Below are 22601 nucleotides of genomic sequence, written 5' to 3'. Positions count from 1 at the left end.
GTAAGTACGCCAAATTGTTTATATTTGTAATCTTGAACAACGACAATCGGGCATGGGTTTGAAAAACAAAATACGGTTGGGCTTCCTTTCGTTGGCCCTGCTGCTTTTCTTTTCGGGAATCATTTCCTACTTCGAGCTCAGCAGGCTGAGCCATTCGACGCACAGTATGCTGGGAGCCAGCTTCCGCAACATGGAACTGTCGAAAACGATGCTGGACGCCGTGCAGGATCAGAACACCGCACTGCTGCAGATGATCGTCTCGGGCAGCCGCAACAGCGACTCGATGCTGATCGTCGGCCGGCAAAAATTCGATTCGTCGATGCGCGAAGCCAACGTGCTGATCCGCGACCTACAAGGGTTCGACTCGATCTACGCCGCCAACGTCGCCTACAACCGGATCGTCGACGCCTACCTCAGCGACAGCCTGCACAAAAACAGCGTCGGCTGGTACGTCAACATCTACGAAACGTCGTATGCCGACCTGACCACGTCGATCAAAAATTTCATGGTCTCCTCGCAGCGCATCATGGACGTCAAAGCCCAGCGGCTCGAAGACAACGCCTACCGCGCTACGATGCCGGGCTTCATCGCGCTGCTGATCGGCATTCTGATCGTCGTGGTATTTTTCTATTTCATCAACCTGTACTACATCTCCCCGGTGCTGAAAATCACCGACGCGCTGAAAAATTACCTGAATTCGAAAATCCCGTTCAAGGTGAACGTCGAGGGCCGGGATGAAATGTTCCGGCTGAAGGAATCCATCGAAAAACTGATCGATCAGCAAAAAAGCAAACGAAACGAATAGTCGGACATGCGGTTGAACATCGTACTCAGATACATCGGTCTCATCTTGCTGCTGAACGCGGCGTTCCTGCTGCTGTCGGCTTGCGTTTCGCTGCTGAACGGCATGGATACCGCTTTCTACCCGCTGTTGCAGAGTTTCCTGCTGACGGCGATCCTCGGAGCCTTCCCGCTGATCTTCGTGCAGGGCGGCGAACAGATATCGAGCTCCGAAGGCTATGGCGTGGTGGTCGGGGCGTGGCTGATGTCGTGCCTGATGTGTATGCTGCCCTACATGCTCTGGGGCGGCGAATTCACGCTGGCCGACGCATGGTTCGAAAGCGTTTCGGGCTTCACGACGACCGGGTCTACGTCGCTGAGCAACGTCGAAGCGCTACCCAAAGGACTGCTGTTCTGGAGGGCGTCGACACACTGGTTGGGAGGCGTCGGGGTCGTGATGTTCGTTCTGGTCGTGCTGCCGTCGATGGGCTCGACCAAGATGCGACTTTCGAGCGTCGAACTGTCGTCGATGGCCAAGGACAATTTCCGGTACCGCACCCAGAAAACGCTGCAAATCCTGATCGTCGTTTACGTCGGATTGACGCTGATCCAGACCGTGCTGCTGAAGATCGTCGGGATGGGCTGGTTCGACGCGGTCTGCAACTCGTTCTCGACCATCGCTACCGGCGGGTTCTGCACCCGCAATTCGAGCATCGCGTCGTTCAACAACGCCGGGGTCGAATTCATCGTGATGTTCTTCATGCTGGTCTCCGGACTGCATTTCGGCCTGATATACGGCACGCTGACCGGCAAGAACAACAACATCTTCAAATCGGAAATCAGCAAATACTACATTTTTTCGACACTCGCGGGAGGCGTCGTCATTGCGATCAGCCTGTGGCTGACGGACATCTATCCGAATATATGGATTTCACTAAGATACAGCCTATTCCAGATTATATCGGTCGCCTCGACCACCGGTTTCGCCACGGCCGACTCGTCGGTATGGACGCCGCTTGCCATCGTCGTGCTGATGCTGTTCACGATCCAGTGCGCCTGCGCCGGGTCGACCGCAGGCGGCATCAAATGCGACCGTATTCTACTGTCGTTCAAAGCGATGAAAGCCGCCATCATTCAGCGGCAACATCCGAACGCCATCATCCGGGTGAAACTCAATGGAGTGATCCAGGAGAACAATACGGTCAACATGGCGATGCTTTTTATCGTGCTGTACCTGATGCTGCTGGGGATCGGAACGGTCGTGGTAGCCGCTTTCGGCATCGATCTTGAAACCAGCTTCAGCATGACGGTAGCCAGCATGGCGAATGCAGGAGCCGGGTTCGGGCAGGTCGGTTCGATGGGCAACTACCACGAGATGCCGGGGATGGTGAAATTCATCGCCACGATCATGATGCTGCTGGGACGGTTCGAAATTTTCGGATTCATCCAGCTTTTCTTTTTGAACAAGTGGAAATGACGCCGGGCCGTATGTCCGTGTCGTTAAAAAATATATTTTTGCAGTTAGATTGATATTGCCATGTACAGACTGAGTCAGCTATTTGTTACGTTGTTTGCGGTTGCCCTCTCGACCGGACTGCAAGGACAGCAGGTCACGGCGCGCGTAGCGGGACTGGAAAGCAATGCGAAATACATGTCCCTGCTCGAACAGGAACAGCGTCTGCACCGAACCGAAGATTCGGTCGTGCAGGTCATCAACGACACGCGCAAACTTTTTACCGCCGAAACCACCGATTCGGAAAAAGAACAGCTCGGAACCAAAATCCTGCAACTCGAAAAAGAACTCTTCGAAATCCGGAATCAGCAGGGAGTCACGGCCAATGAAATCGGAGCGATCGAGCAGGACTTCATCCTAAAGAATCTGAACGGCACGGCCGAAAATCCGGCGGCAGCCGGCACTCCGGCTCCGGCGGGCGGAAAACAAACTCCGAATCTGGTCTACAACGTCTACTTCAAAGAAAACCTGTCGGAGCAGGATTACAAAGCGCTGCGGCACGCGCAGGAACTCGAACCGCTGCCGCTGAAACTGCTGGGAACCTATCTGGAAAACTACCGGAAAGCAGACTCGCTGGCAACCCTGTACGACACGACCGCCAACAAAACGCTGGCCGAAGAGACCTATGCGCAACTGGAATCGATCGGATCGCTGAACCGGGCGCTCAGCGACTCGCTGTCGCATGTCTGGAATTACATTTACGACAACAAGACCTACGCTTACAACTACCTGCTCGACAAGATGGGCAAGAACGAGATGCTGGACAAATTCGGCACGCAATTCCGCAACAACCGCCAGCAAATCGCCGCGATGCAGGACAGCGTAGCCTCGGAAACCGTTTACGGCTACCCGCTGAACAAACGGCTGCTGCTCGGCTACGAGGAGGCCCTGGCCGGAATCCTCGGATACACGGCGGCCCGGGACTCGGTGAACAAACAGGCCGAAATTTTCGGCAAACTGCACTACGACCTGCCGAAAATAGCTCCTAAAGAGCGTATTTTCATCGAATACGCCGATATCGAACGGGCCAGCCCGTCGAAATACAACGCCTCAAACCCGATCCCGGAAATGGAAGTATACCGACAGGGAACCGTATACCGCATCCAACTGGGCGCTTTCACCCAGAAGCAAGCGGTTTCGCTCTTCAAGGGAGTCTATCCGCTGTGTTACGAGAAGAGCGAAGACGGGAAATTCCGCTACTTCGCCGGGGCGTTCCGCGATGCGGCCGCCGCCGACGCCGGACTGGCCAAGCTGAAAAGCATGGGATTCCGCAAACCGGAAATCGTCGTATGGCGTGACGGCCGCTTCGAAATTCCCGGTGAAACGGGCGGCGAAGGAACGGCCGGCGAGCTTTCCACCCTGTACCGCGTAGAGATCGCCGGGCAGGGCGAAACCATTAGCGAGGCGATCAAAGAAGTGACCGACAGCCAGGCGGCCGGCAAGGAACTCTCGCGCGCCACGAACGACGACGGATCTTACCTCTATTCGATCGGGAATTTCGACAGCAAGGAAGCCGCCGATTCGCTGTGCCGGGCTATCAATGCAGTCTCGCAGGGTAGCGCGACCGTATTGGCCCTCGACTATTAGCGACCGGTTCCGCGCCCCCTAAAAACGATGCCTTCCCCGGTAAAAAACGGAAGGCATTTGTTTTTCACCTTATTTTCGACCGGTTCTTTTGCAGGTTTCCAAAAAATCCGTACCTTGGAAAAGAATTTCCCGCCCGGGATAAAATCTGATAAAAACAGGCTTATGTGGTTAATCGTCGCGCTGATCGTCGTGGGCGTACTGTTGCTGGTAGCGGAACTGGTACTGCTGCCGGGAATCAGTGTCGCCGGGATCGGAGCATTCGTCGCATTTCTGGCGGCCGCATTTTACGGTTTCATGCAATACGGCGTAATGGGCGGCGCACTGATCCTCGCAACGATCGTGATCCTCTGCGTCATCGCGGTAGTCGTTTCGCTCAGAGCCAATACATGGCGCCGTTTCTCGCTGAAAGCGACCGTGGACAGCACGTCTACCCCTACCCCCGAACAGCAGGACATCCATGTCGGACAACGGGGCGAAACGCTGACCCGACTCGCTCCGATGGGTAAAGTGCAGCTCGGCGAAGTGACCATCGAAGCAAAATCCGTGGACGCCTACATCGACCCGCACCAGGCGATCGAAGTGATCGGCTACGACAATACCGCCGTCATCGTAAGGCGGGTTGATTCCGCGGCCGGATACCGGGGAACATTTTCCGAACCGCTCGATTAAAAACACAAAAACACTAAAAATATGACTATGGAAGGATTTGGTATTTGGGTGATTGCGTTCGTCGCGCTCGTTCTGTTATGGTTCATTTTATACTTTATTCCGATCGGGCTATGGTTTTCGGCCCTCGTATCGGGAGTACGCATCAGTCTGCTGCAACTGGTGCTGATGCGGTTCCGCAAGGTGCCGCCCTCGGTCATCGTCAACCAGATGATCGCCGGAACCAAAGCGGGTCTGCATCTGACCTCCAACGACCTGGAAGCGCACTTCCTGGCGGGCGGCAACGTGCCCAACGTCGTGACGGCTCTGATCTCGGCGCAAAAAGCCAACATTACGCTCGACTTCCGGATGGCGGCGGCCATCGACCTGGCCGGCCGTAACGTGGCGGAAGCCGTACAGATGTCGGTCAACCCGAAAGTGATCAACACCCCTCCGGTAGCGGCCGTAGCCAAAGACGGCATCCAACTGATCGCCAAAGCCCGCGTAACGGTACGGGCGAATATCAAACAACTGGTCGGAGGCGCCGGCGAGGACACCGTGCTGGCCCGCGTGGGCGAAGGGATCGTATCGTCGATCGGTTCGTCGACGTCGCACAAGACCGTGCTTGAGAATCCGGATTTCATCTCGCGGGTAGTACTCGAAAAGGGACTGGATGCGGGAACCGCCTTCGAAATCCTGTCGATCGACATCGCCGATATCGACGTGGGCAAGAACATCGGCGCTTTCTTGCAGATGGACCAGGCCAATGCCGACAAGAACATCGCGCAGGCCAAAGCCGAAGAGAAACGGGCGATGGCCGTAGCGCTGGAACAAGAGATGAAAGCCAAAGCGCAGGAAGCGCGGGCCAAAGTCATCCTGGCCGAGGCTGAAATCCCGATGGCGATCGCGGAAGCCTTCCGCAACGGCAATCTCGGCGTGATGGATTACTACAAAATACAGAACATCCAGGCCGACACCCACATGCGCGAAGGGATCGTGAAGCCGGATAAAAAATAACATCCGGCCGTACACCGGTATGAAAACTCCGCGAAGAGGATCTCTTCGCGGAGTTTTTCGTTATCCCCGCCTCTATTTGTTTTTTCAGGCGGAAATCCCTAACATTGCAACGTCCGAATCGTTTCCGGATCTGAAACCAGAATACGAAAAACATGAATCCATCCGAAAAATACTGGCTGACACGCCTGGAAAGTTGTGCGAAAGCGCTGACTAAAAACGGATTCTCGGCAATCGTCGTAGACCGGATCGAAGATGCGGCAAACGCGGCGGCGGAGATCATCGAAAAGCTGGCTCCCCGTACGATAGGTTATGCCGATTCGCGCACCATGCACCGCAGCGGAATCCTGAACGTCATCCGGCAGGACGACCGGCGCACGCTGATCGACGGATTCGACCCGTCGAAAGAACGCGCCGAGAATCTCCTGACCAGACGGCAGGCCCTGCTGTCCGATCTGTTTTTGACCGGAGCGAATGCCGTGACAGAAAAGGGGGAATTGGTATGGCTGGATATGATCGGCAACCGCATCGCGGCGGTCGCATTCGGGCCAGAACACGTCCTGTTGTTCATCGGGCGGAACAAGTTGACTCCCGACCTCGAATCGGCCCGCCAGCGGATCAAGACCCTCGCCGCCCCGATGAACGCCCTCGCTCATGCGACATTCAAAACGCCCTGCCGGACGACCGCCCGGTGTCACGACTGCAACAGTCCCGACCGGATTTGCAACGGCTGGTTGATCCTCGAAAAGTGTTTTCCGAAAGAGCGGATCGCCGTCATCCTGATCAACGAGGATCTGGGCTATTAGCAAACCGGCGACTACATCTCCTCACGGGCATAATCCACGGCCCTGTTCAACAGAGCGATGAAAGGCATCGTCGCGCGGAACTCGCGGGCAACGCTTTCGACCAGATCCGCCTGCAACATAAAACGGTCGTCGACGAACTTTTCCAAATAGACGTCCTTCAGTTTCAGGTATTCGACATACGGACTGTCGGACGGAAAACCGGCCGGCGCCCGTTTCAGCCGGTTCTCCGCGTTCAACGAAAAACCGGACGCTCCCCGGACAGCGGCGGCGAAACGTTCCCCGTTATCGAAGATCTCGTCCCGGACGCTTTTCAACACGTTCGGTTCCGGCATATACAATCCGGCCGAAAGCAGGTGACCGCCGATCAGCCCGTCGCCCTGCGGCTCCACATGGAAATAATAACCGGCATACCCCGACTTTTTCCCGCGAGGACAAAAATAAGCCCCGAAATGGGTTTTGTAGGGTTCTTTGTTCGGACTGAACCGCGTATCCCGGTAAATCCGATAAGTGCAGTCCTTCACCGCAAGCCCAGCGACCGAAGGATCGAAAGCGGCGATCGCGTCGATCAGCCGGGCGACCAAACCGTCGAACCGGGCCTTTACGTCGCGGTACCAAAGCTTGTTCGCTTCGAACCATTCCCGGTTGTTATGGCGCCTCAACTGTTCCAGAAACCGTATGATATCTTCCATGCCTATCCGAATTGAGTAAGGATACAAAGATAACGAAATATCCGGACGGTCGCGGAACTACACATAAATATCCGGCTCCTTCCGCACGGAATAAGCTTTCACGAATTTCCGGCGGACGATTTTATACAGCAATCCCCCGAAACGGCGGGCGCGGGCCGGACATACGACGATGCAGCGGCCGCAGGCGATACACTTCTGCGGATCCGTTTGCCGGGGACGGCCGGCAGGAATGGCCTGTACGGGGCATCGTTCGACGCATACGCCGCACCCCGTGCACTTGCGGCCGCCCGTCGGTCGCAACGGCACTTTCCCCGGCGTTTTATAAGGACGGCCGCCCGGAGGCACGACTTCCTGCAAAGAGGCGGAATCGGCCGCAGAATCGATTTTCCGACGGAACTGCCGAACGAATGCGGCGATCCGCCGTATGTCTTCCTCATCCGGACGATTCGTTCCGACCTGCGGAAATATGGAGTGTTGCGCGACGAACGCGGCGGCGGCGGCGACCCTGAATCCGTTTTCTCCGACAACATCGGTCAGTTCGAGCAACGCATCGTCGTAATCCCGGTTGCCGTAAACGCATACGACGACGGCAGGCGTCCCGTTTCCCCGGAACTTGCGGAGCGCCGGCAGCGCGGATGCGGGAATGCGTCCGGAATAGACGGGCATACCCACTACCAGCAGGTCGCCGTCGTCCATCGTTACTTCCGCCCCGGGCGCGCTCCGGGTAATGTCGTACTCCGTCTTCCGTCCTTCGATTTGCGCGGCGATCTGTCTCATGACCTTCCGGGTCGTATAAGTCGCGCTGAAATATACCAGGTGAATATTTTCCGTCCTCACATTCTTACGACTTATTGATAACAAACGCTTTCTATACGTACGGGGCCCAGCAGCCCGGATGTCTGCAACGGCGACGACGGGGTCCACGGATTGTGCGGAGACCACGTCGGACGTTCGCCGGCGGGCAACGCGCTGTCGCCGATCAGACGGTTGACCCAGGTATTGACGACCTCGATTTCCAGATCGTTCCCGCCCTCTTTTACGAAGTCGGTTACGTCCAGCCGGTACGGATAAGTCCACACCCCTCCGACGTCGCGTCCGTTCAGCCTGACCCGGGCCATCGCGGCGACGCACCCCAGGTCGAGCAACAACCGCCGGGAAGGATCGGCCGCCTGCCAGGTAAACCGGTTCTTATACGAAGCCGTTCCCGAATAGAACCGGATCCGGTCGTCGTCGCTGAGCGCCCAGTCGGTCAGGGAATCCATCGTTACGGACTCTCCGGGTCCGCGCCGGGCGGCGTCGAAAGCCACCGTCCAGGGAGCGGTTATCTCGACGACCGGAACCGGCTCCGGATAGTTGACTCCCCCGCGGGAAGCGTCCGACGCCTGCGCAGGCTCACGGAAAACGACGAACGCGCTTTCGTAAGGCTCCAGCTTCAACGGAACCGAAACGCTCCTGTCCGAAACCGTAAACTCGGGAAGCGGGCGCATCGCACCCGAAACGGGAAGCCACAGCTCCGGTCGAAGCCCCCTAACGCGAAAACCGGCCTCGAACGCAACCGGACGGGCGGATTGGTTCGCCACGAAATAGATATCCGTCTCCCCCACCCTGCGATGCCCGTATACGATATCGCGGCAATCGGTTTTCAGATCCGGCGGGCAGTCGACATAGGCCAGGGCCTCCTCCATGCTCATGCCGGACAACACCGCTCCTTTGCCGTACCGCCGGGACTTCCGGGTCACTCCGTCCACCTCCGCCCACATTTCGGAAGCGAGCGCACGCACCAGCAGGTCGGCGCCGGGCTGTCCCTGCAAGCTGGGCGAACGGTCGGGACACGGGCCGAGCACGACGGCCCCGTCCCTTACCAACCGGGCGATCTTCGTCAGCAGTTCCGGCCGCATGGTTTCGAGTTCGGGAAGCACCAGCAATCTGTACTGCGTTCCGTGCGGCAGAGTCAGCAACCCGTCGCGCACAGACGCCCGGTCGCGCAGCACCTCCCCGTTGATATAGTCGAACTGATAACCGGCAGGTAACGCGGGATCGGCGACGCCGGTCATCTTCGGAGCGTCCTCGCCGACAAAATAGGCCACGTCGGCTATATTCAGCCCCTGTTGCAACATGAAATTGCAGCGACGCAGGTACTCGATAAAAGTATTCAACTGGGGATACCACGTGTTGTTGCGGTTGAATTCGTTTCCGTAAGCGGCATTCACGCCCGGAAGCCGGCCGTCGTCGAGCTGCGAGATGAACAGCGTCAGCAGGGTGCTGTTGATCCCTTCGGCGAAAAAACGGTCGCAACGCTGTTTCATATTGGCCGGATAACGGCTGAAAGCCGCCCCCGCACATGTAAACGACTCGGCATACACCCTGGACTTGCCGTAAATATGCGCGCAGGACGAAGCCGCCCGGTTCTCGATATCGCCCAGTTCGCCCTCGCTCCAAAACTCGCCGGCCACGTCGTCCGACTGTCCGCCGTACTGCAGGAACTCGCCCGGAAATCCCCAGTGCCCGTAATTTTCGAGCCATGTGGTAAGCCCGTGTTCGTGACAGACTTCGCGCATGCCGCCTACATATTCGTACGACACGGCGTCGGCCACCATCCTGCGCACATCCCACAGAAAACGCTCCGAAGTTTCGGCGCTTCCGACCACGACGCCTTCGAACACCGGCAAAAACGGCACCGGATCGTATCCGTAACATTTTTCGAACCGGGCGATGAAATCGTCCGTAAAATTCTGCCCGCCGGTTTCGTAACTATCCTGCACCACCACTTTGAACGACCGGCGGTCGGCCTCCGGAATCCGCTCGAGAATCTTACCGATAAAAGCGTCGAAATGGGTACGGACATGCTCCCTGTTCATTTTGTCGATCTCCAGCCCCGTAGCCTCCGGGGCGGCGGGACTGTTCGTAACGCCCGTGGAAGCCATTCCGGTACGCAGGATCGCCCACTCCCCGGCCGGGACGTCCCATGTCAACATTCCGTCCCCGGATACGAACTCCGTGATATCCCGCACGGCGGCAGGATCGACCGCCAGCGAAGGATCGTCCGTTTCGGCCGGAGCGGGCCAAAGGTAGTCCTTCCAGTACGGCAGAGGAGTCTGGTGCATTTTAGCCAGACTTTTTTCGCTGTAACGTTCGACCCGCGCCGCTGCCGAAAGTTCCACCTCGCGCAGGGCGGCGGGTCCGCCGGCATTATCGACCGAAAGGCGGAACGCCCGGGAAGACGTGGCCGGGAAAGAGATCGTAACGGGAGCATAAACATCGAACCCGACATTGGGCATTTCGTTGAACCGACTGATATCGAACTCCGCCACCGGCCGGTAGTCGCTCCCGTCCAAAGCCTCGAGGACGGCATTCGCTACGATCGGGCGGTGTTCCGGACGTACGGTGATGCTGCGGGCGGTAAAAAGCTCCGGCGACTCGAAAACGATCGCGGTTTTCCCGACGGGGAGCCGGACGGACGTAAGCGTATCCCCGTCGGCCAACCGTCCGATACCGGGCAAAGCCGGTACGGAACGCACCGTTCCGGACGCGCCGTTCAGCAGCACTCCGTCGTTTTTCGGCACCGGATAGGCGATCACGCGCACGTCCTGAATCATCCCTTCGGGCTTCGGCAACCTGCCCGAAAACTTCGAAGGGCCCTCGACCCGCACCTGCGAACTGCACAGATAACGCATCGACTCTTCCGGCTTCACCCAGGGACCGCCGGACTGACTCCACCCCGGAGAGTTGAAAATGCCGATCTCCATATCCAGTTCCGTCGCGGTCTTGAGGGCCGTATGCAGTATCTCCCACCACGGCTCGCTCATCAGCTCGACCGGCCCGTAAGGAACGTCGTCGTGACCGATGTTGCCGATATAGGCGCGGTCGATTCCGGCTGCTTTCATCGATCGCAGGTCTTCGGCTACACCTTCTTTCGATACGTTTCCGGAAATCCAATACCAATACGTACTGATTTTTACCGAATCGGGCGGGGCGACGAATCCCCGTTCGAGCATGGACGAAGCAACGGTTCCCGCATCGCTGCGGCAACCCGTTAAAAACACGGCGGCGATCAACATCAGCCGCGCTCCGAATAGAGTGTGGGACATAGTTTAGTAGTTTTTTCTGTTTACCGGAATTCATCCGTATTCCGAACCGGCACAAGCCGCTCGGGTGCATAATCGACGATCGGGCAACGGGTCATCTTTTCATGATTCGGGATCGACGGACAAAACATGCGTCCCCGTTCGACAAAGCACATTCAAATATAGTGTAAATATCGGTACGAAAATCATTTGCCCGTACCGACAACGAAGCTTTTATCGGTAATCCGTCCGAATTTCGCCGTTTCCGCCGCCGGAAAGGACGCGAGCGGAATGCAGGACGCACATAATTCCGCCGATTCGACAATATTCGGTTCCGCATTCGCGACGAACCGAAAATAATATTATTTTTGTAGAATACTTAATCTAAACAAAATGAAGGAAAAAGTACTCGTTGCGCTCTGTTTTTTTTTGATTGTCGGAGGAAAACTGTCTTCACAAACCGAAAATAAAACGACCGGCTCCTTTACCATCGAATGGGAAGGGGGAACCGGAACGGGAAGCATTTCGGCTACGAACGGGAAAATCGCCCGGATCGAAGCCGTAAAAGGGAATGTCCGGATCGACGGGAACGCCTACCGCATCCGGAACGCTTCCGGAGCTCGGCTGGAATGCTTCGTCGACAGCGCCGATACGAAAATCGGACCGGAGGCGACTCTGATCCACGTCGAAGCTCCGCAGGGTTCCTTCTCCTTTTTCCTGAGGGACTTAAACCGGAATACGCCGATCTACATTCCGAATTACAAAGTAACGGTACTCCCGGCCGGAGACGGCCGTTGTTATGCGGAGGTCGAGCGAGAGATCCTTTCCCGAAAAAGCCGTACCAAGATCGAACGGATCGAAACCGAGCCGGAAGTCTCTTTCGAAACCGCGGCGGCACGCGCCCGCCGGTCGAACGTTCCGATCTGGCTCGGCATGGGAAGAGACATCCGCATGTTCGAAATATCGGAAGAGCTGCCGGACGGCACATTAGAGGACAAACTGATCCGTCCGATTTTCTCTTCTTCCCCCGTCGTACTGCCGGAAACGGCCCCTTCGGCGCTCTACTACCGGTACGCGCTGGGACGCGGCGTGGGAGTCATGGATAACATCGCCCGGCATCTGGATGAGGGCGTACTTCCCATTTACCACTCCGAACTCACGGACGACGATGTCCGTTACCACAGCGTATCGTTCGTGTCGCTCGAAAAGTCGGAGTTGAACGCCGGCAACGTGCAGGGAACCCACTTCCTGATCTCGGACAGCCGTTCCGGAGGAAGGGTATTTACCGAAACGCAGCAGAAACAGTTGGCCGACATACAGGCCGCGATCCCGCCCGCCGACGAGGAAGCCGTCCTCTACATCCGGACGGAAATCGAAAACGAAGGAGCCGTTCCCCGCTACGCCTGGATCAAGGCCCCCCGCCCGGCAATGCCCACCAACAATCTGTATATCGGAGCGGCTTATCAATTCGACCGGGAAAAAGGATTTTCATTTTTCTCGGAGGACCGGGTATTCTGTATTTCCACAATCAAAGGGAAACCGCTGTGTAACGAGGAACTCGCCGTACTGCTCCAACCCGGGGAACGGATCGAAGTGAACTTTTACATTCCGCACGAACCCGTCTCCCGACAGCGGGCCGAAGAACTGGCCGCACAGTCGTTCGAAAAACGCTACGAAGCGTGCAGGGCCTATTGGAACGGGAAACTGGAGCGCGCCGCCCGTATCCATGTCCCGGAAAAAAGGATCGACGAGATGGTCCGCGCGGGCCTGCTGCATTTGGACCTGGTGACTTTCGGGCAGGAGCCGGACGGGACGCTGGCCGCTAACGTGGGCGTTTACTCTCCGATCGGAACGGAAAGCGCCCCGATCATTCAATTTTACGCCTCGATGGGGTTGAACGACCTGGCCCGGCGGGCATTGAACTACTTTATCGAAACCCAGCAGGAGAATGGAAAAATCGAGAATTACAACGGCTATATGGTCGAAACGGGGGCCGTTTTGTGGTCGGTGGGCGAATACTTCCGCTACACCCGGGACAAGGAATGGATCGGGGAAATCAAACCGGCCTTGCTGAAAGCCTGCCGCTACCTGACCGAATGGAGAAACCGCAGTAAAAAGGACAGCCTCAGAGGACGCGGATACGGCATGATCGACGGAAAGGTCGCCGATCCGGAAGACTATTTCCACCAATTCATGCTGAACGGCTACGGTTACCTCGGCATGAAACGCATGGGAGAAGTATTCGAAGCCATCGGAGCGGAAGAGGCCGAAAGCCTGCAGAAGGAAGCGGCCGACTGGAGAAACGACATCCGCGAATCGCTCGAACGGACGATGGCTCTTTCGCCGGTCGTTCCGCTGGGAGACGGAACGTGGAGCCCGACCGCGCCTCCCTGGACGGAAGCTCCGGGACCGCGCCTGCTGTACCAACAGGCCGAATGTTTCCGCTCTCACGGCACCTTTACCGTCCCGGATGCCATGCTGGGGCCGATGTACCTGGTTTTTTGCGAGGTAATCGACCCGGCAGAGCCCGTTTCGAATCTGTTGTTGAAATATCACAGCGAACTGATGTTCCAGGAAAATTCGACTTTCAGCCAACCGTATTACAGCCGTCACAACTGGTTGCAAGCGAAAAAAGGAATGGTAAAACCTTTCCTAAGCACCTATTACCACACCATGGCCCCCTACGCCGATCCGGGAACCTATACGTTCTGGGAGCATCTCTACAAACTGAGTCCCCACAAGACCCACGAAGAAGCCAACTTCCTGATGGAAACCCGCTGGATGCTTTATATGGAGGATGCGGATACGCTGAATCTCTTCCGGGTAATTCCGCGCCGGTGGATGGCGGACGGCGATCGAATCGAACTGAGCGGCGTGCAAAGCTATTTCGGGCCGCTGAACGTCCGGGCGGTATCGAACGTCCGCAACAACCGGATCGAAGCCAGCGTTCGATGCGACCCGGCCCGGAAACCCGCCTGCGTGAAAATCAGGCTGCCGCATCCCGAAGGGAAAAAACCCGTGCGGGTAACGGGCGGCACATATAACGCGGACGACGAAACGGTCGTCGTCCGCCCTTTCGACGGAGAGACTGAAATACGGCTCGAATTCTAAACATTCGGATTCCCGAGAATCCGAATGCGGACGACACGCCTTACGCTCCCACGAAGATCGCCTGCCGGATCGCCGACGCCGCGTCGGTGCGAAATACGAAAATCTTTCGTAAATTCGCGTCGTTGTTTTTCGTATCGATGAAAAATCTTGTGGGCAGATACCTGTTGTTCGTGACCGGGCTTTATTTCCTGGCCGCCGGAATCGTGCTGATCCTGCGTTCGTCGTTGGGGACAACCCCGATATCGAGCGTGAACTACGTGTTGAGCCTCAACAGCGCGCTGACGTTGGGAACCTGGACATTCGTGATAAACATGCTGCTTATCGCCGGACAGTTCTGGTTTATTCGCGACCGCATGACGCGACGCGACACGGTCGAAATCCTGTTACAGATGCCTTTTTCGTTGCTTTTCGGGCTGTTCATCGATTTCAACATGGTACTGACGCAACATCTGCTGCCGCCGAACTACGCAGCGGCGATCGTACTGCTGTTGGCCGGCTGTATCGTGCAGTCGATCGGCGTCGTACTGGAGATCAAACCCCGCGTGGTCATGATGAGCGCCGAAGGATTCGTCAACTACGCCTCGCGGCGCTATAATACGGATTTCGGAAAATTCAAAGTCGCTTTCGACATCTCGCTCGTAACGGTTGCCACGCTGCTGTCGCTCCTGCTGGCACGGCGCATCGAAGGCGTGCGCGAAGGAACACTGATCGCCGCTTGCAGCACGGGATACATCGTCAGTTTTCTGAACCGCAGGATACTCACGCGGGCGACGCTCCGCCGCGTACTGCCGATCAAAGGAATATAGCCGTCGCTTCGGAGAACGCCGCCGAAAATTCGACATCTCGAATTTTATTCGTATTTTTATCCGCGATAGGCCGACTGTCAGCCGGACATCCGGAATATCCGACGTACAATAAAACGAAGCCCAGTATGCAAAAACCTTATCGACTGCTTTTACCCGTCCTCCTTTTTTTCTGCATTGCCGGCCCGAAAGCCGCTTATCCGAAAATCCCGGCGGAACCGGCGCTACAAACGGAACCGGAACGCGCCGTGAACGTCGAAGGGAAAGACGCGGCCCTGACGGAACGGGATTTCCTGTTCGGCGACGACCGTCCTTTCAAACAGTGCCATGCATCCACGCTGGTAGGACTCGACGACGGCAATTTCCTGGTAGCATGGTTCGGCGGAGACAAGGAGAGCGCGGACAACGTAGCCATATGGCTGTCCAAAGGCAAGCCGGGCAACTGGTCGGCGCCTCGCCGAGTCGCGAAAATCCGCGACGACGCCCACTGGAACCCGGTGCTGTTCCGCGACGGGAAGGGAAAAGTTTATCTTTTTTTCAAAGCGGGGAAAAAAATAACCGAATGGGAGACATGGTGGACGACTTCGTCGGACGACGGAACGACCTGGTCGAAACCCGTCGAACTCGTCAAAGGCGACCGGGGAGGCCGGGGCCCTGTTCGCAATAAGCCCATCGTCCTATCGAACGGCGTATGGCTGGCCGGCGCATCGTTCGAAAGCGAGACGGGCGACAAACACTGGGACGTATTCGTCGACCGCAGCAGCAACAACGGCAGAACATGGAAGGCGACGCCCTTTCTGGAACTGGACCGCAGCAATTTCAGGGGACACGGGGTCATCCAGCCCACGCTCTGGGAATCGGAGCCGGGAATCGTCCACATGCTCGTACGCAGTAGCAACGCCCGCATCTACCGGAGCGACTCGAAAGACTACGGAAAATCCTGGTGTCCGCTCTACCCGACCGACATGCCGAACAACAACAGCGGCATCGACCTGATAAAACTCCCGGACGGCGCGCTGGTTCTGGCATACAATCCGGTCGGCGGCGATGCGGGGTCGAGGTCGCTGCTCAACTTGGCCGTATCGTTCGACAACGGCAAAACGTGGCCGAAGACAATCGCGCTCGAAAACGACAATCCGCCGGCGGAGTATTCCTACCCGGCGATTATCGCCCACGGAGACCGTGTGGCGGTCACTTACACGTGGAACCGGCAACGCATCGTTTTTTGGGAGTTCGCAAACGATGCTCTGGAGGCCCGATAATCATTTACCCATGAAAAAACTATTGTTATCCGCCCTGCTGCTACTGACCGGCAGCCTATTTGCGAACGAGCGCATAGCCCGCCTCCGCTGCGAAGAGATGACCGACCCGATCGGGATCGACGTATTGCAGCCGCGGCTGAGCTGGGAACTCGAATCCGACCGGCGGGGCGTGCTTCAGACGGCTTACCGGATCCTCGTCGCTACGGACAAGACTCTGCTCGACCGCGACCAGGGCGACATGTGGGATTCGGGAGAGATCGAAAGCGACGCGACGTCGGGGATAAAATATGCGGGAAAGCCGCTGCAGCGCAACAGCTATTACTACTGGAAGGTAAAAGCGAATACCAACAAAGGAGAAACGGCATGGAGCGAACCGGCGCTATGGCAGGTCGGGCTTCTTCAATTCCAAGACTGGGTCGGCCAATGGATCGGTTTCGACCGCCGCTTCCCGTGGGACGGCGATCCGCAAGGTTCGCGACTCTCCGCACGCTACTTCCGCAAAGAGTTCGACTGCGACAAGGAGATCCGTTCGGCGACGGCTTATATCATCGGGCTCGGATTTTACGAACTTCGCATCAACGGCCGAAAAATAGGCGACCGGGTACTGGCTCCCGTACAGACCGAATTTACCAAAAACGTAAAGTACAATGCATTCGACGTAACGGACGCGCTGAAACGCGGCCGCAACGCGATCGGCATAGTCCTCGGAAACGGTATGTATTTCACGATGCAGCAGTTCCAGCAAGCGTTCAAAATAAAAAACTTCGGCTATCCGAAAGTACTGTTCAACCTGGCGATCACCTACGCCGACGGCTCCTCGAGAGTGATCTTCACGAACGACTCGTGGAAGGGAACGGCCGACGGCCCCATCCGGGCCAACAACCTGTACGACGGCGAAGAGTACGACGCGACCCGGGAGTTTCCGGGCTGGGACGCGCCGGGATTCGACGACGGCGGATGGCTGCAGGCCGAGTTCGTCCAGGAGCCGGGCGGAACCTACGAGGCGCAGACGACCGACCCGATGAAGGTCGTAAAAGAACTCGCCCCCGTCTCCGTAACGGAGAAAACGGACGGCCGGTTCATCGTCGATTTCGGGCAAAACCTGACGGGATGGATGCGTTTCAGCGTCCGCGGAGAGCGCGGACAGACTGTCCGGCTGAGATACGCCGAATCGCTCGACGAAAACGGAGAGCTATTCACGGCCAACCTCCGGAGCGCCAAAGCCGAAGGGTTGTACACCCTGCGGGGCGGCGAACGAGAAACCTACGAACCGGCTTTTACGTACTACGGTTTCCGATTCGTCGAAGTCTCCGGTTATCCCGGACAATGCGACCCGTCCGATTTCACGGCCTGCATGGTCTCCGACGATATGCGTACGGTAGGCAGTTTCAAAACCTCGGACGAGTTGCTCAACAGGATCTACCGCAATGCCTGGTGGGGCATTGCGGGCAACTACAAGGGAATGCCGGTGGATTGTCCGCAGCGCAACGAAAAACAGCCGTGGCTGGGCGACCGGGGAGTAGCCGCTCTGGGAGAGAATTTCGTGTTCGACAATGCAAAGCTCTATCGCAAGTTGCTCGACGACCTGAAAAGGGCGCAGAAAGCGGACGGTTCGCTGCCGGACCTGGCGCCCGACTTCTGGCGCTATTTCAGCGACAACATGACCTGGCCCGGAGTCATGCTGATCATAGCGGACATGCTTTATACCCAGACGGGAGACCTCTCCGCCGTATCGGATCATTACGATGCCATGAAGAAATGGCTGGCCTACATGAAAGGGCGTTACATGACCGCGGAGTATATCGTCAGCAGGGACGTCTACGGCGACTGGTGCGCGCCTCCCTCTACGGCCGAGGCCGGGAAAGGATTGAGCGGGAACGTAAAAAAACCGAACCCGCTCCTATCCACGGCATACTATTATCATTTCACCGGACTGATGCAAAAATTCGCCGAACTGACCGGCAGGCCGCAGGATAAAGCCTATTACGCCGAGCTGGGCGAAAACATCAAAAACGGATTCAACCGCAGGTTCTACCGTTCCGAGGACGGCTATTACGACAATGGGGAACTCACATCCAACCTGTTGCCGGTAGCGTTCGGAATGGTGCCGGCGGAAGAACTGCCCCGCGTGACCGCTTACGTCGGCGACCTCGTCGAGGTGAAGAATCGGGGCCACCTGAGTACGGGCGTCATCGGCACCCAATGGCTGATGAAAACGCTTTCGGGCATCGGCCGTCCGGATCTCGCGCTCGGCATCGCCCTCAAAAAGACCTACCCGAGTTGGGGTTATATGATAACGCATGGCGCCACGACGATCTGGGAGCTCTGGAATTTCGATACGGCCGCACCCGATATGAATTCGCAAAACCACGTGATGATGCTCGGCGACCTGCTGGTATGGTTTTACGAGAACCTTGCAGGCATCCGAACCGATCCCGCGAAACCGGCCTTCCGGCGGATCGTCATGAATCCCGACTTTCCCGAAGGACTCGACTTCGTCGAAGCGTCCCACCATTCGGTTTCCGGAAAAATAGAGAGCAGGTGGCGGCGGACGAAGCGCAAAAAAACGGAATGGAATATCCGGATACCGGCCAATTGCAGCGCCGAGGTGCACTTCCCCGCAGCGGCGAGGGAAAAGATCACCGAATCGGGACATACCGTCGCGGCGGACGACGAAAACATCAGGTATCGGGGCACCGTAAACGGCAAACAGGTGTTCGAAGTGCTGTCCGGCGAATATAGCTTCGTATTTTAACCCGATTTACAAACGACGATCAATCAAAATCGCCTGAGGCCGATGGCCTCAGGCGATTTTGATCCGCATACCGGAAAAAATAAATACGAATATTTTGCCCACTGAGCGGAACCGCCCTCAAGTCGGATATACAAGCCGGCCCGTTCGGGACGCCCTCATGTCACCGGCATTTTACGCTGTTCCCGATAAACTTTTTTGTAACGATCGGTCATAAGTTCGCTCGTAAACAGGGCATATGCCCGTTTGCGGGCCGCTTGTCCGAAAGAATCCCGAAGTTCCGGGTGCCGGATCAGGGTCATCATATTTTTCGCCAAAGCCTGCGGATCACGCGGATTGCATAACAGTCCGGTTTCTCCGTCCGAAACGACCTCGGGAATACCTTCCACGTTGGTCGCAACTACCGGAAGCCCGTAATGGGCGGCTTCGACGAAAATCAATCCGAAAGATTCGTAGATCGAAGACATCGCAAAAATATCGTGCGAAACATAGAACGATGAAACATCTTGCTGCCATCCGGCCAAATCGATACTGGCCGTCAAACCATTGTCTCGGATAAAACGCTTGCACTCCCCGTATTTTTCGCCGTCTCCGACCATAGTAAACTTTGCGTCGGGGTATTCCCCGATAAGGATTTTCGCCGCTTCGAGAAAAGTCAGAGGGTCTTTCGGCGTATCCAGCCTGCCGACAAAAAGAATCCGGGGCGTCGTTCCTTTCTGAGAAACCGGAAGATGTCCCGGATAAGCGGAAAAATCTATCCCGTTATAAACGGTCGAAACTTTACGGGCGCACCATTTGAAATATTTGCTGTAATAACGGTTGACCAGGATGATTCTGTCGCAAAACAACGACGCAAACATCTCGCATCCCCAGTAAAACAGCCACCGGGGAAGCCCGACGAATTTATGAAAGGCCAGTCCGTGCACGGTATGTATTACCCGCGGCGTACGGGCCAACGTCGCCGCTATGCGCCCGACCACACCCGGTTTCGTGGAATGGGTATGTACGATGTCAAATCTTTCCCGCCGGCATAACCGATAAATCTCCCGGACAGCTCCGATATCCGACAATCCGATCGCTCGCTTCATTTTATTCGAGTAGATAACCCGAACGCCGGCTCTCCGGAATTCTCTTTCACACTGCTCCCGATCGCCGACGTCCGTCGAATCGCTGAAAAGTATCCATTTGTCATACTGGCTATCGGGCAGACTCTTCATAATCTCCAGAGATACGCGTTGTACGCCGGATAATTTCGGAAGCACCTGAATGTGCAGAATTTTTGTTTTCATAATTGATATATGCACCGAACAGTCCTATACGGGCAGCAACAACGCGGCGCCGATACAGGACTATCCGGTATTATTTGTTCGATTGAATTTTAAAGCCGAATGTAAACAGGGACAATAACTAGCGAAACAGAATACCGAAAGTCATAACAGAGATTCAATCGGCAACCTGCGCATCCTACAGCGCACTCAGATTTTGATTCACACGCTTTACGATCTCCAGATAACGGTAACCGTTTCTCAAGTCGGGTTCAAGATAAGCGCCTTCCGACCATTCGTTCCATGCATTGAAAAACACATAAGGAGAGTCGTGCTCCCGCGCCTTTTTCATGAGTTCGGTCAGGTTGTTTTCCATGGAGTCGAAAGAGAGCCCCCGGTATATTTTTGCCTTGTTTTTGTAGCGGGCCGTATTATCCCAGTCAAAAAACGCCGTTTCATAAATATCGACAGACTCTTTGAATTCGGGACAATAAGCATTTTTTAAAATCACCTCCCACAATTCATTCGCATCGATGATTTGATAGCTGCGTATACTTTGATTGATTTTACGCAAATAATTTTGAATGCTTTCCGGGAGTTTGCGCAGCCAGTAAAAACGATCCGTTAGATTCTGATGTTTGAAATGTTTCGAACCGAAGGCTTCCCGTGGCTGCGTTTTTAACAAACCATCATACGATTTTAGAAAATCGCAGGAAGGATATTGGTGTCCTTTGACGGCCATCAGGTATAAACCGGGCAGGCCGCTTTCTTCCGCCCATTTACGCCAGTATCCGAACATTTCCTGCGTATTCGCAATAATAAACGGCTGATAAATCAACAATAAAGGCTTATTGTCGATGCGGATTGCCCGCTCGTCTTTGAAAAACGGCAACAGGTAATCGAAATGCCTGCGCCACAGATCTACATTGTCCGTATGATTCTGTTGTATCAATACCGCTTCGGGATGTCCTATCCATGCCCGTGTCCAGGTCTCGTTGGCCCAGGTCAGACAAAACGGAATATCAATCTGCTTATGTTCCAGAAAAGTCTCCAGCGGCTTCTCCAGCATCAATTTACCGTCGAACCAATAATGATAAAAAGAAAATCCTCCGACACCGTATTCCGAAGCCAGCCGAGCCTGTTTGGCAAGCGTCTCTTTATCACAGGGGTTGTAATAGTTTCCATCTATGGGGATACGGGGTTGATAGTGTCCGTTAAACAGCGGTTTTGCATTTTGCACCAGTTGCCAATCATGAAATCCGGCCCCCCACCACACGTCGTTTTCCGGAATAGCGTGAAACTGAGGGAAATAAAATGCAATAAGTTTCGGAATAGTCATAATATGTCTTTTATCGTTAGTTCAAACTGATGATTGAGATTTAGAAGGCGGACTTTATCATATCCGTTAGAAGACAGCCTGTTGCGAAGCCCTTCCTCCTGTAATGCTTCCAAACACTTATACAATTCGTCTTCGTCGGACGGGTCGAAAAACAGGCACTCTTCTCCGGTCAGTATCTCGTGCAAACCGGTTTCCGTCGTCGTAATGACCGCTTTCCGCTGGCTCATGGCTTCCAAAACAGTCAATCCCCACGATTCGTTCAGCGAAGGCTGGACAAGCATATCGATATCGGCAAAAAAGCCGGACACATCGTTTTGAAAAGCCCGGAACTCGGTAAACGTCTCTACATGAAGCGTACGGGCCAAATCCTGCAATTCATGCAGGCAAGGCCCGCTTCCGCATATCAGCAAATAAGGAGGATCCTGCGGATGAGAAGTATGCAACCGCGCATAAGACCGCACGAGCGCAGCGACGTTCTTCCCCGGAATCAAAGCCCCCAGATAACCGATCGTGAGAGCCGTTCCTGTTTTCTTCGAAACCGTTAAAGGCAGCTCTTTCAACGGAGGATAAGCAATCCTGTAAACGGGGAAATCGCACGCTAATTTTTGACTCCATAACCTACGGCACCGTTCGGTCACGAATACGGGAGTGATATTGGATGCCGTAAACAGTTTTCGATAGGTCGAAATCATCCAGCGGGGGAGGTAATCGGTATGTGCATTGGGCTGCTCATGAATATGCCACAGACAGCGTTTCCCCGTAATGTAAGCGACCCATGCTCCGGGGAAATTAACAGCGCTGTTCACATAAATCCGATCGGTCTTGCGGAACAGGCAGACAGCGATAAGCCACAAAATCGTCGGAAGGCTGTACAGGAGAACAATCAATGTCTTTAATGAGCCCGAAGCTATATTCCGGTAAGGCAATGCGCAACATCGCCTTACGGTTTCCGAACGAAGCGCTGTTCTGAA

16 protein-coding genes are annotated in these 22601 nt (G+C 55.7%); 10 read left to right on the top strand and 6 right to left on the bottom strand.

The genetic code is table 11. The annotated features are described in order from the left end of the window. The first annotated feature begins 52 nt into the window (after positions 1–52). From C1A08_RS12895 to C1A08_RS12870, 6 genes are all read left to right on the top strand, one after another. Positions 53–805 carry a hypothetical protein gene (locus tag C1A08_RS12895; protein ID WP_055205118.1) on the top strand — a complete coding sequence of 251 codons (753 nt, stop codon included), beginning with the start codon at positions 53–55 and terminating at the stop codon, positions 803–805. A gap of 6 nt (positions 806–811) precedes the next feature. Then, on the top strand, positions 812–2257 hold the full coding sequence (locus C1A08_RS12890; RefSeq protein ID WP_180951588.1) for a TrkH family potassium uptake protein: 1446 nt from the start codon (positions 812–814) through the stop codon (positions 2255–2257). Between the two features lie 60 nt (positions 2258–2317). Continuing rightward, complete coding sequence (locus C1A08_RS12885) at positions 2318–3880, top strand: sporulation protein (RefSeq protein WP_101574026.1); 1563 nt, start codon at positions 2318–2320, stop codon at positions 3878–3880. Between the two features lie 162 nt (positions 3881–4042). After that, positions 4043–4549 (top strand): NfeD family protein, encoded by a 507-nt coding sequence (locus tag C1A08_RS12880; RefSeq protein WP_055205169.1) that lies wholly within the window; start codon positions 4043–4045, stop codon positions 4547–4549. 27 nt (positions 4550–4576) lie between these two features. Then, positions 4577–5542 carry a flotillin-like protein FloA gene (gene floA / locus C1A08_RS12875; RefSeq protein WP_101574024.1) on the top strand — a complete coding sequence of 322 codons (966 nt, stop codon included), beginning with the start codon at positions 4577–4579 and terminating at the stop codon, positions 5540–5542. Between the two features lie 152 nt (positions 5543–5694). Further along, a complete protein-coding gene (locus C1A08_RS12870; RefSeq protein ID WP_055205115.1) occupies positions 5695–6345 on the top strand; it encodes a lactate utilization protein in 651 nt (216 codons plus the stop codon). An 11-nt stretch (positions 6346–6356) separates the two neighbouring features. Here the strand turns inward: C1A08_RS12870 and C1A08_RS12865 are convergent, their stop codons facing one another. The 3 genes from C1A08_RS12865 to C1A08_RS12855 all read right to left on the bottom strand — a co-directional run bounded on the left by C1A08_RS12865 (position 6357) and on the right by C1A08_RS12855 (position 11122). Next, a complete protein-coding gene (locus C1A08_RS12865; protein ID WP_101574022.1) occupies positions 6357–7034 on the bottom strand; it encodes a DUF2461 domain-containing protein in 678 nt (225 codons plus the stop codon). A 57-nt stretch (positions 7035–7091) separates the two neighbouring features. After that, positions 7092–7811, bottom strand: a complete 720-nt coding sequence (locus tag C1A08_RS12860; RefSeq protein ID WP_145996584.1) for a 4Fe-4S binding protein — start codon at positions 7809–7811, stop codon at positions 7092–7094. A 71-nt stretch (positions 7812–7882) separates the two neighbouring features. Beyond that, entirely contained in the window at positions 7883–11122 is a 3240-nt protein-coding gene (locus C1A08_RS12855) for a glycosyl hydrolase (RefSeq protein ID WP_101574018.1), read from the bottom strand. Positions 11123–11491: 369 nt separating this feature from the next. Here C1A08_RS12855 and C1A08_RS12850 point away from each other — a divergent pair, with 369 nt between their 5' ends. The 4 genes from C1A08_RS12850 to C1A08_RS12835 all read left to right on the top strand — a co-directional run bounded on the left by C1A08_RS12850 (position 11492) and on the right by C1A08_RS12835 (position 19029). Beyond that, a complete protein-coding gene (locus C1A08_RS12850; RefSeq protein ID WP_101574016.1) occupies positions 11492–14209 on the top strand; it encodes a hypothetical protein in 2718 nt (905 codons plus the stop codon). A 137-nt stretch (positions 14210–14346) separates the two neighbouring features. Continuing rightward, positions 14347–15015 (top strand): YczE/YyaS/YitT family protein, encoded by a 669-nt coding sequence (locus tag C1A08_RS12845; protein WP_101574045.1) that lies wholly within the window; start codon positions 14347–14349, stop codon positions 15013–15015. 125 nt (positions 15016–15140) lie between these two features. Next, the gene (locus tag C1A08_RS12840; protein WP_101574014.1) at positions 15141–16274 is read left to right on the top strand and encodes a sialidase family protein; all 1134 of its coding nucleotides are present in this window, start codon (positions 15141–15143) and stop codon (positions 16272–16274) included. Between the two features lie 10 nt (positions 16275–16284). After that, positions 16285–19029 carry an alpha-L-rhamnosidase gene (locus tag C1A08_RS12835; RefSeq protein WP_219618099.1) on the top strand — a complete coding sequence of 915 codons (2745 nt, stop codon included), beginning with the start codon at positions 16285–16287 and terminating at the stop codon, positions 19027–19029. A gap of 155 nt (positions 19030–19184) precedes the next feature. Here the strand turns inward: C1A08_RS12835 and C1A08_RS12830 are convergent, their stop codons facing one another. The 3 genes from C1A08_RS12830 to C1A08_RS12820 all read right to left on the bottom strand — a co-directional run bounded on the left by C1A08_RS12830 (position 19185) and on the right by C1A08_RS12820 (position 22436). After that, positions 19185–20315: a glycosyltransferase family 4 protein gene (locus C1A08_RS12830; RefSeq protein WP_101574011.1), complete on the bottom strand. Its 1131-nt coding sequence runs from the start codon at positions 20313–20315 to the stop codon at positions 19185–19187. A gap of 175 nt (positions 20316–20490) precedes the next feature. Continuing rightward, the gene (locus C1A08_RS12825) at positions 20491–21630 is read right to left on the bottom strand and encodes a glycosyltransferase WbsX family protein (RefSeq protein ID WP_101574009.1); all 1140 of its coding nucleotides are present in this window, start codon (positions 21628–21630) and stop codon (positions 20491–20493) included. Beyond that, on the bottom strand, positions 21627–22436 hold the full coding sequence (locus C1A08_RS12820; protein ID WP_180951587.1) for a glycosyltransferase family 4 protein: 810 nt from the start codon (positions 22434–22436) through the stop codon (positions 21627–21629). Before C1A08_RS12820 ends, C1A08_RS12825 begins: the two co-directional genes overlap by 4 nt. Positions 22437–22601 lie beyond the last annotated feature (165 nt).

The organism is Alistipes sp. cv1, from assembly GCF_900240235.1.
GTDB lineage: Bacteria > Bacteroidota > Bacteroidia > Bacteroidales > Rikenellaceae > Alistipes_A > Alistipes_A hominis.
This window is presented reverse-complemented; position numbering and strand designations above follow the sequence as displayed.

Coding starts and splice junctions, on each gene's coding strand:
- C1A08_RS12895 (WP_055205118.1), top strand. CDS start 53: ATGGGTTTGAAAAACAAAATACGGTTGGGCTTCCTTTCGTTGGCCCTG.
- C1A08_RS12890 (WP_180951588.1), top strand. CDS start 812: ATGCGGTTGAACATCGTACTCAGATACATCGGTCTCATCTTGCTGCTG.
- C1A08_RS12885 (WP_101574026.1), top strand. CDS start 2,318: ATGTACAGACTGAGTCAGCTATTTGTTACGTTGTTTGCGGTTGCCCTC.
- C1A08_RS12880 (WP_055205169.1), top strand. CDS start 4,043: ATGTGGTTAATCGTCGCGCTGATCGTCGTGGGCGTACTGTTGCTGGTA.
- floA (WP_101574024.1), top strand. CDS start 4,577: ATGGAAGGATTTGGTATTTGGGTGATTGCGTTCGTCGCGCTCGTTCTG.
- C1A08_RS12870 (WP_055205115.1), top strand. CDS start 5,695: ATGAATCCATCCGAAAAATACTGGCTGACACGCCTGGAAAGTTGTGCG.
- C1A08_RS12865 (WP_101574022.1), bottom strand. CDS start 7,034: ATGGAAGATATCATACGGTTTCTGGAACAGTTGAGGCGCCATAACAAC.
- C1A08_RS12860 (WP_145996584.1), bottom strand. CDS start 7,811: ATGAGACAGATCGCCGCGCAAATCGAAGGACGGAAGACGGAGTACGAC.
- C1A08_RS12855 (WP_101574018.1), bottom strand. CDS start 11,122: ATGTCCCACACTCTATTCGGAGCGCGGCTGATGTTGATCGCCGCCGTG.
- C1A08_RS12850 (WP_101574016.1), top strand. CDS start 11,492: ATGAAGGAAAAAGTACTCGTTGCGCTCTGTTTTTTTTTGATTGTCGGA.
- C1A08_RS12845 (WP_101574045.1), top strand. CDS start 14,347: ATGAAAAATCTTGTGGGCAGATACCTGTTGTTCGTGACCGGGCTTTAT.
- C1A08_RS12840 (WP_101574014.1), top strand. CDS start 15,141: ATGCAAAAACCTTATCGACTGCTTTTACCCGTCCTCCTTTTTTTCTGC.
- C1A08_RS12835 (WP_219618099.1), top strand. CDS start 16,285: ATGAAAAAACTATTGTTATCCGCCCTGCTGCTACTGACCGGCAGCCTA.
- C1A08_RS12830 (WP_101574011.1), bottom strand. CDS start 20,315: ATGAAAACAAAAATTCTGCACATTCAGGTGCTTCCGAAATTATCCGGC.
- C1A08_RS12825 (WP_101574009.1), bottom strand. CDS start 21,630: ATGACTATTCCGAAACTTATTGCATTTTATTTCCCTCAGTTTCACGCT.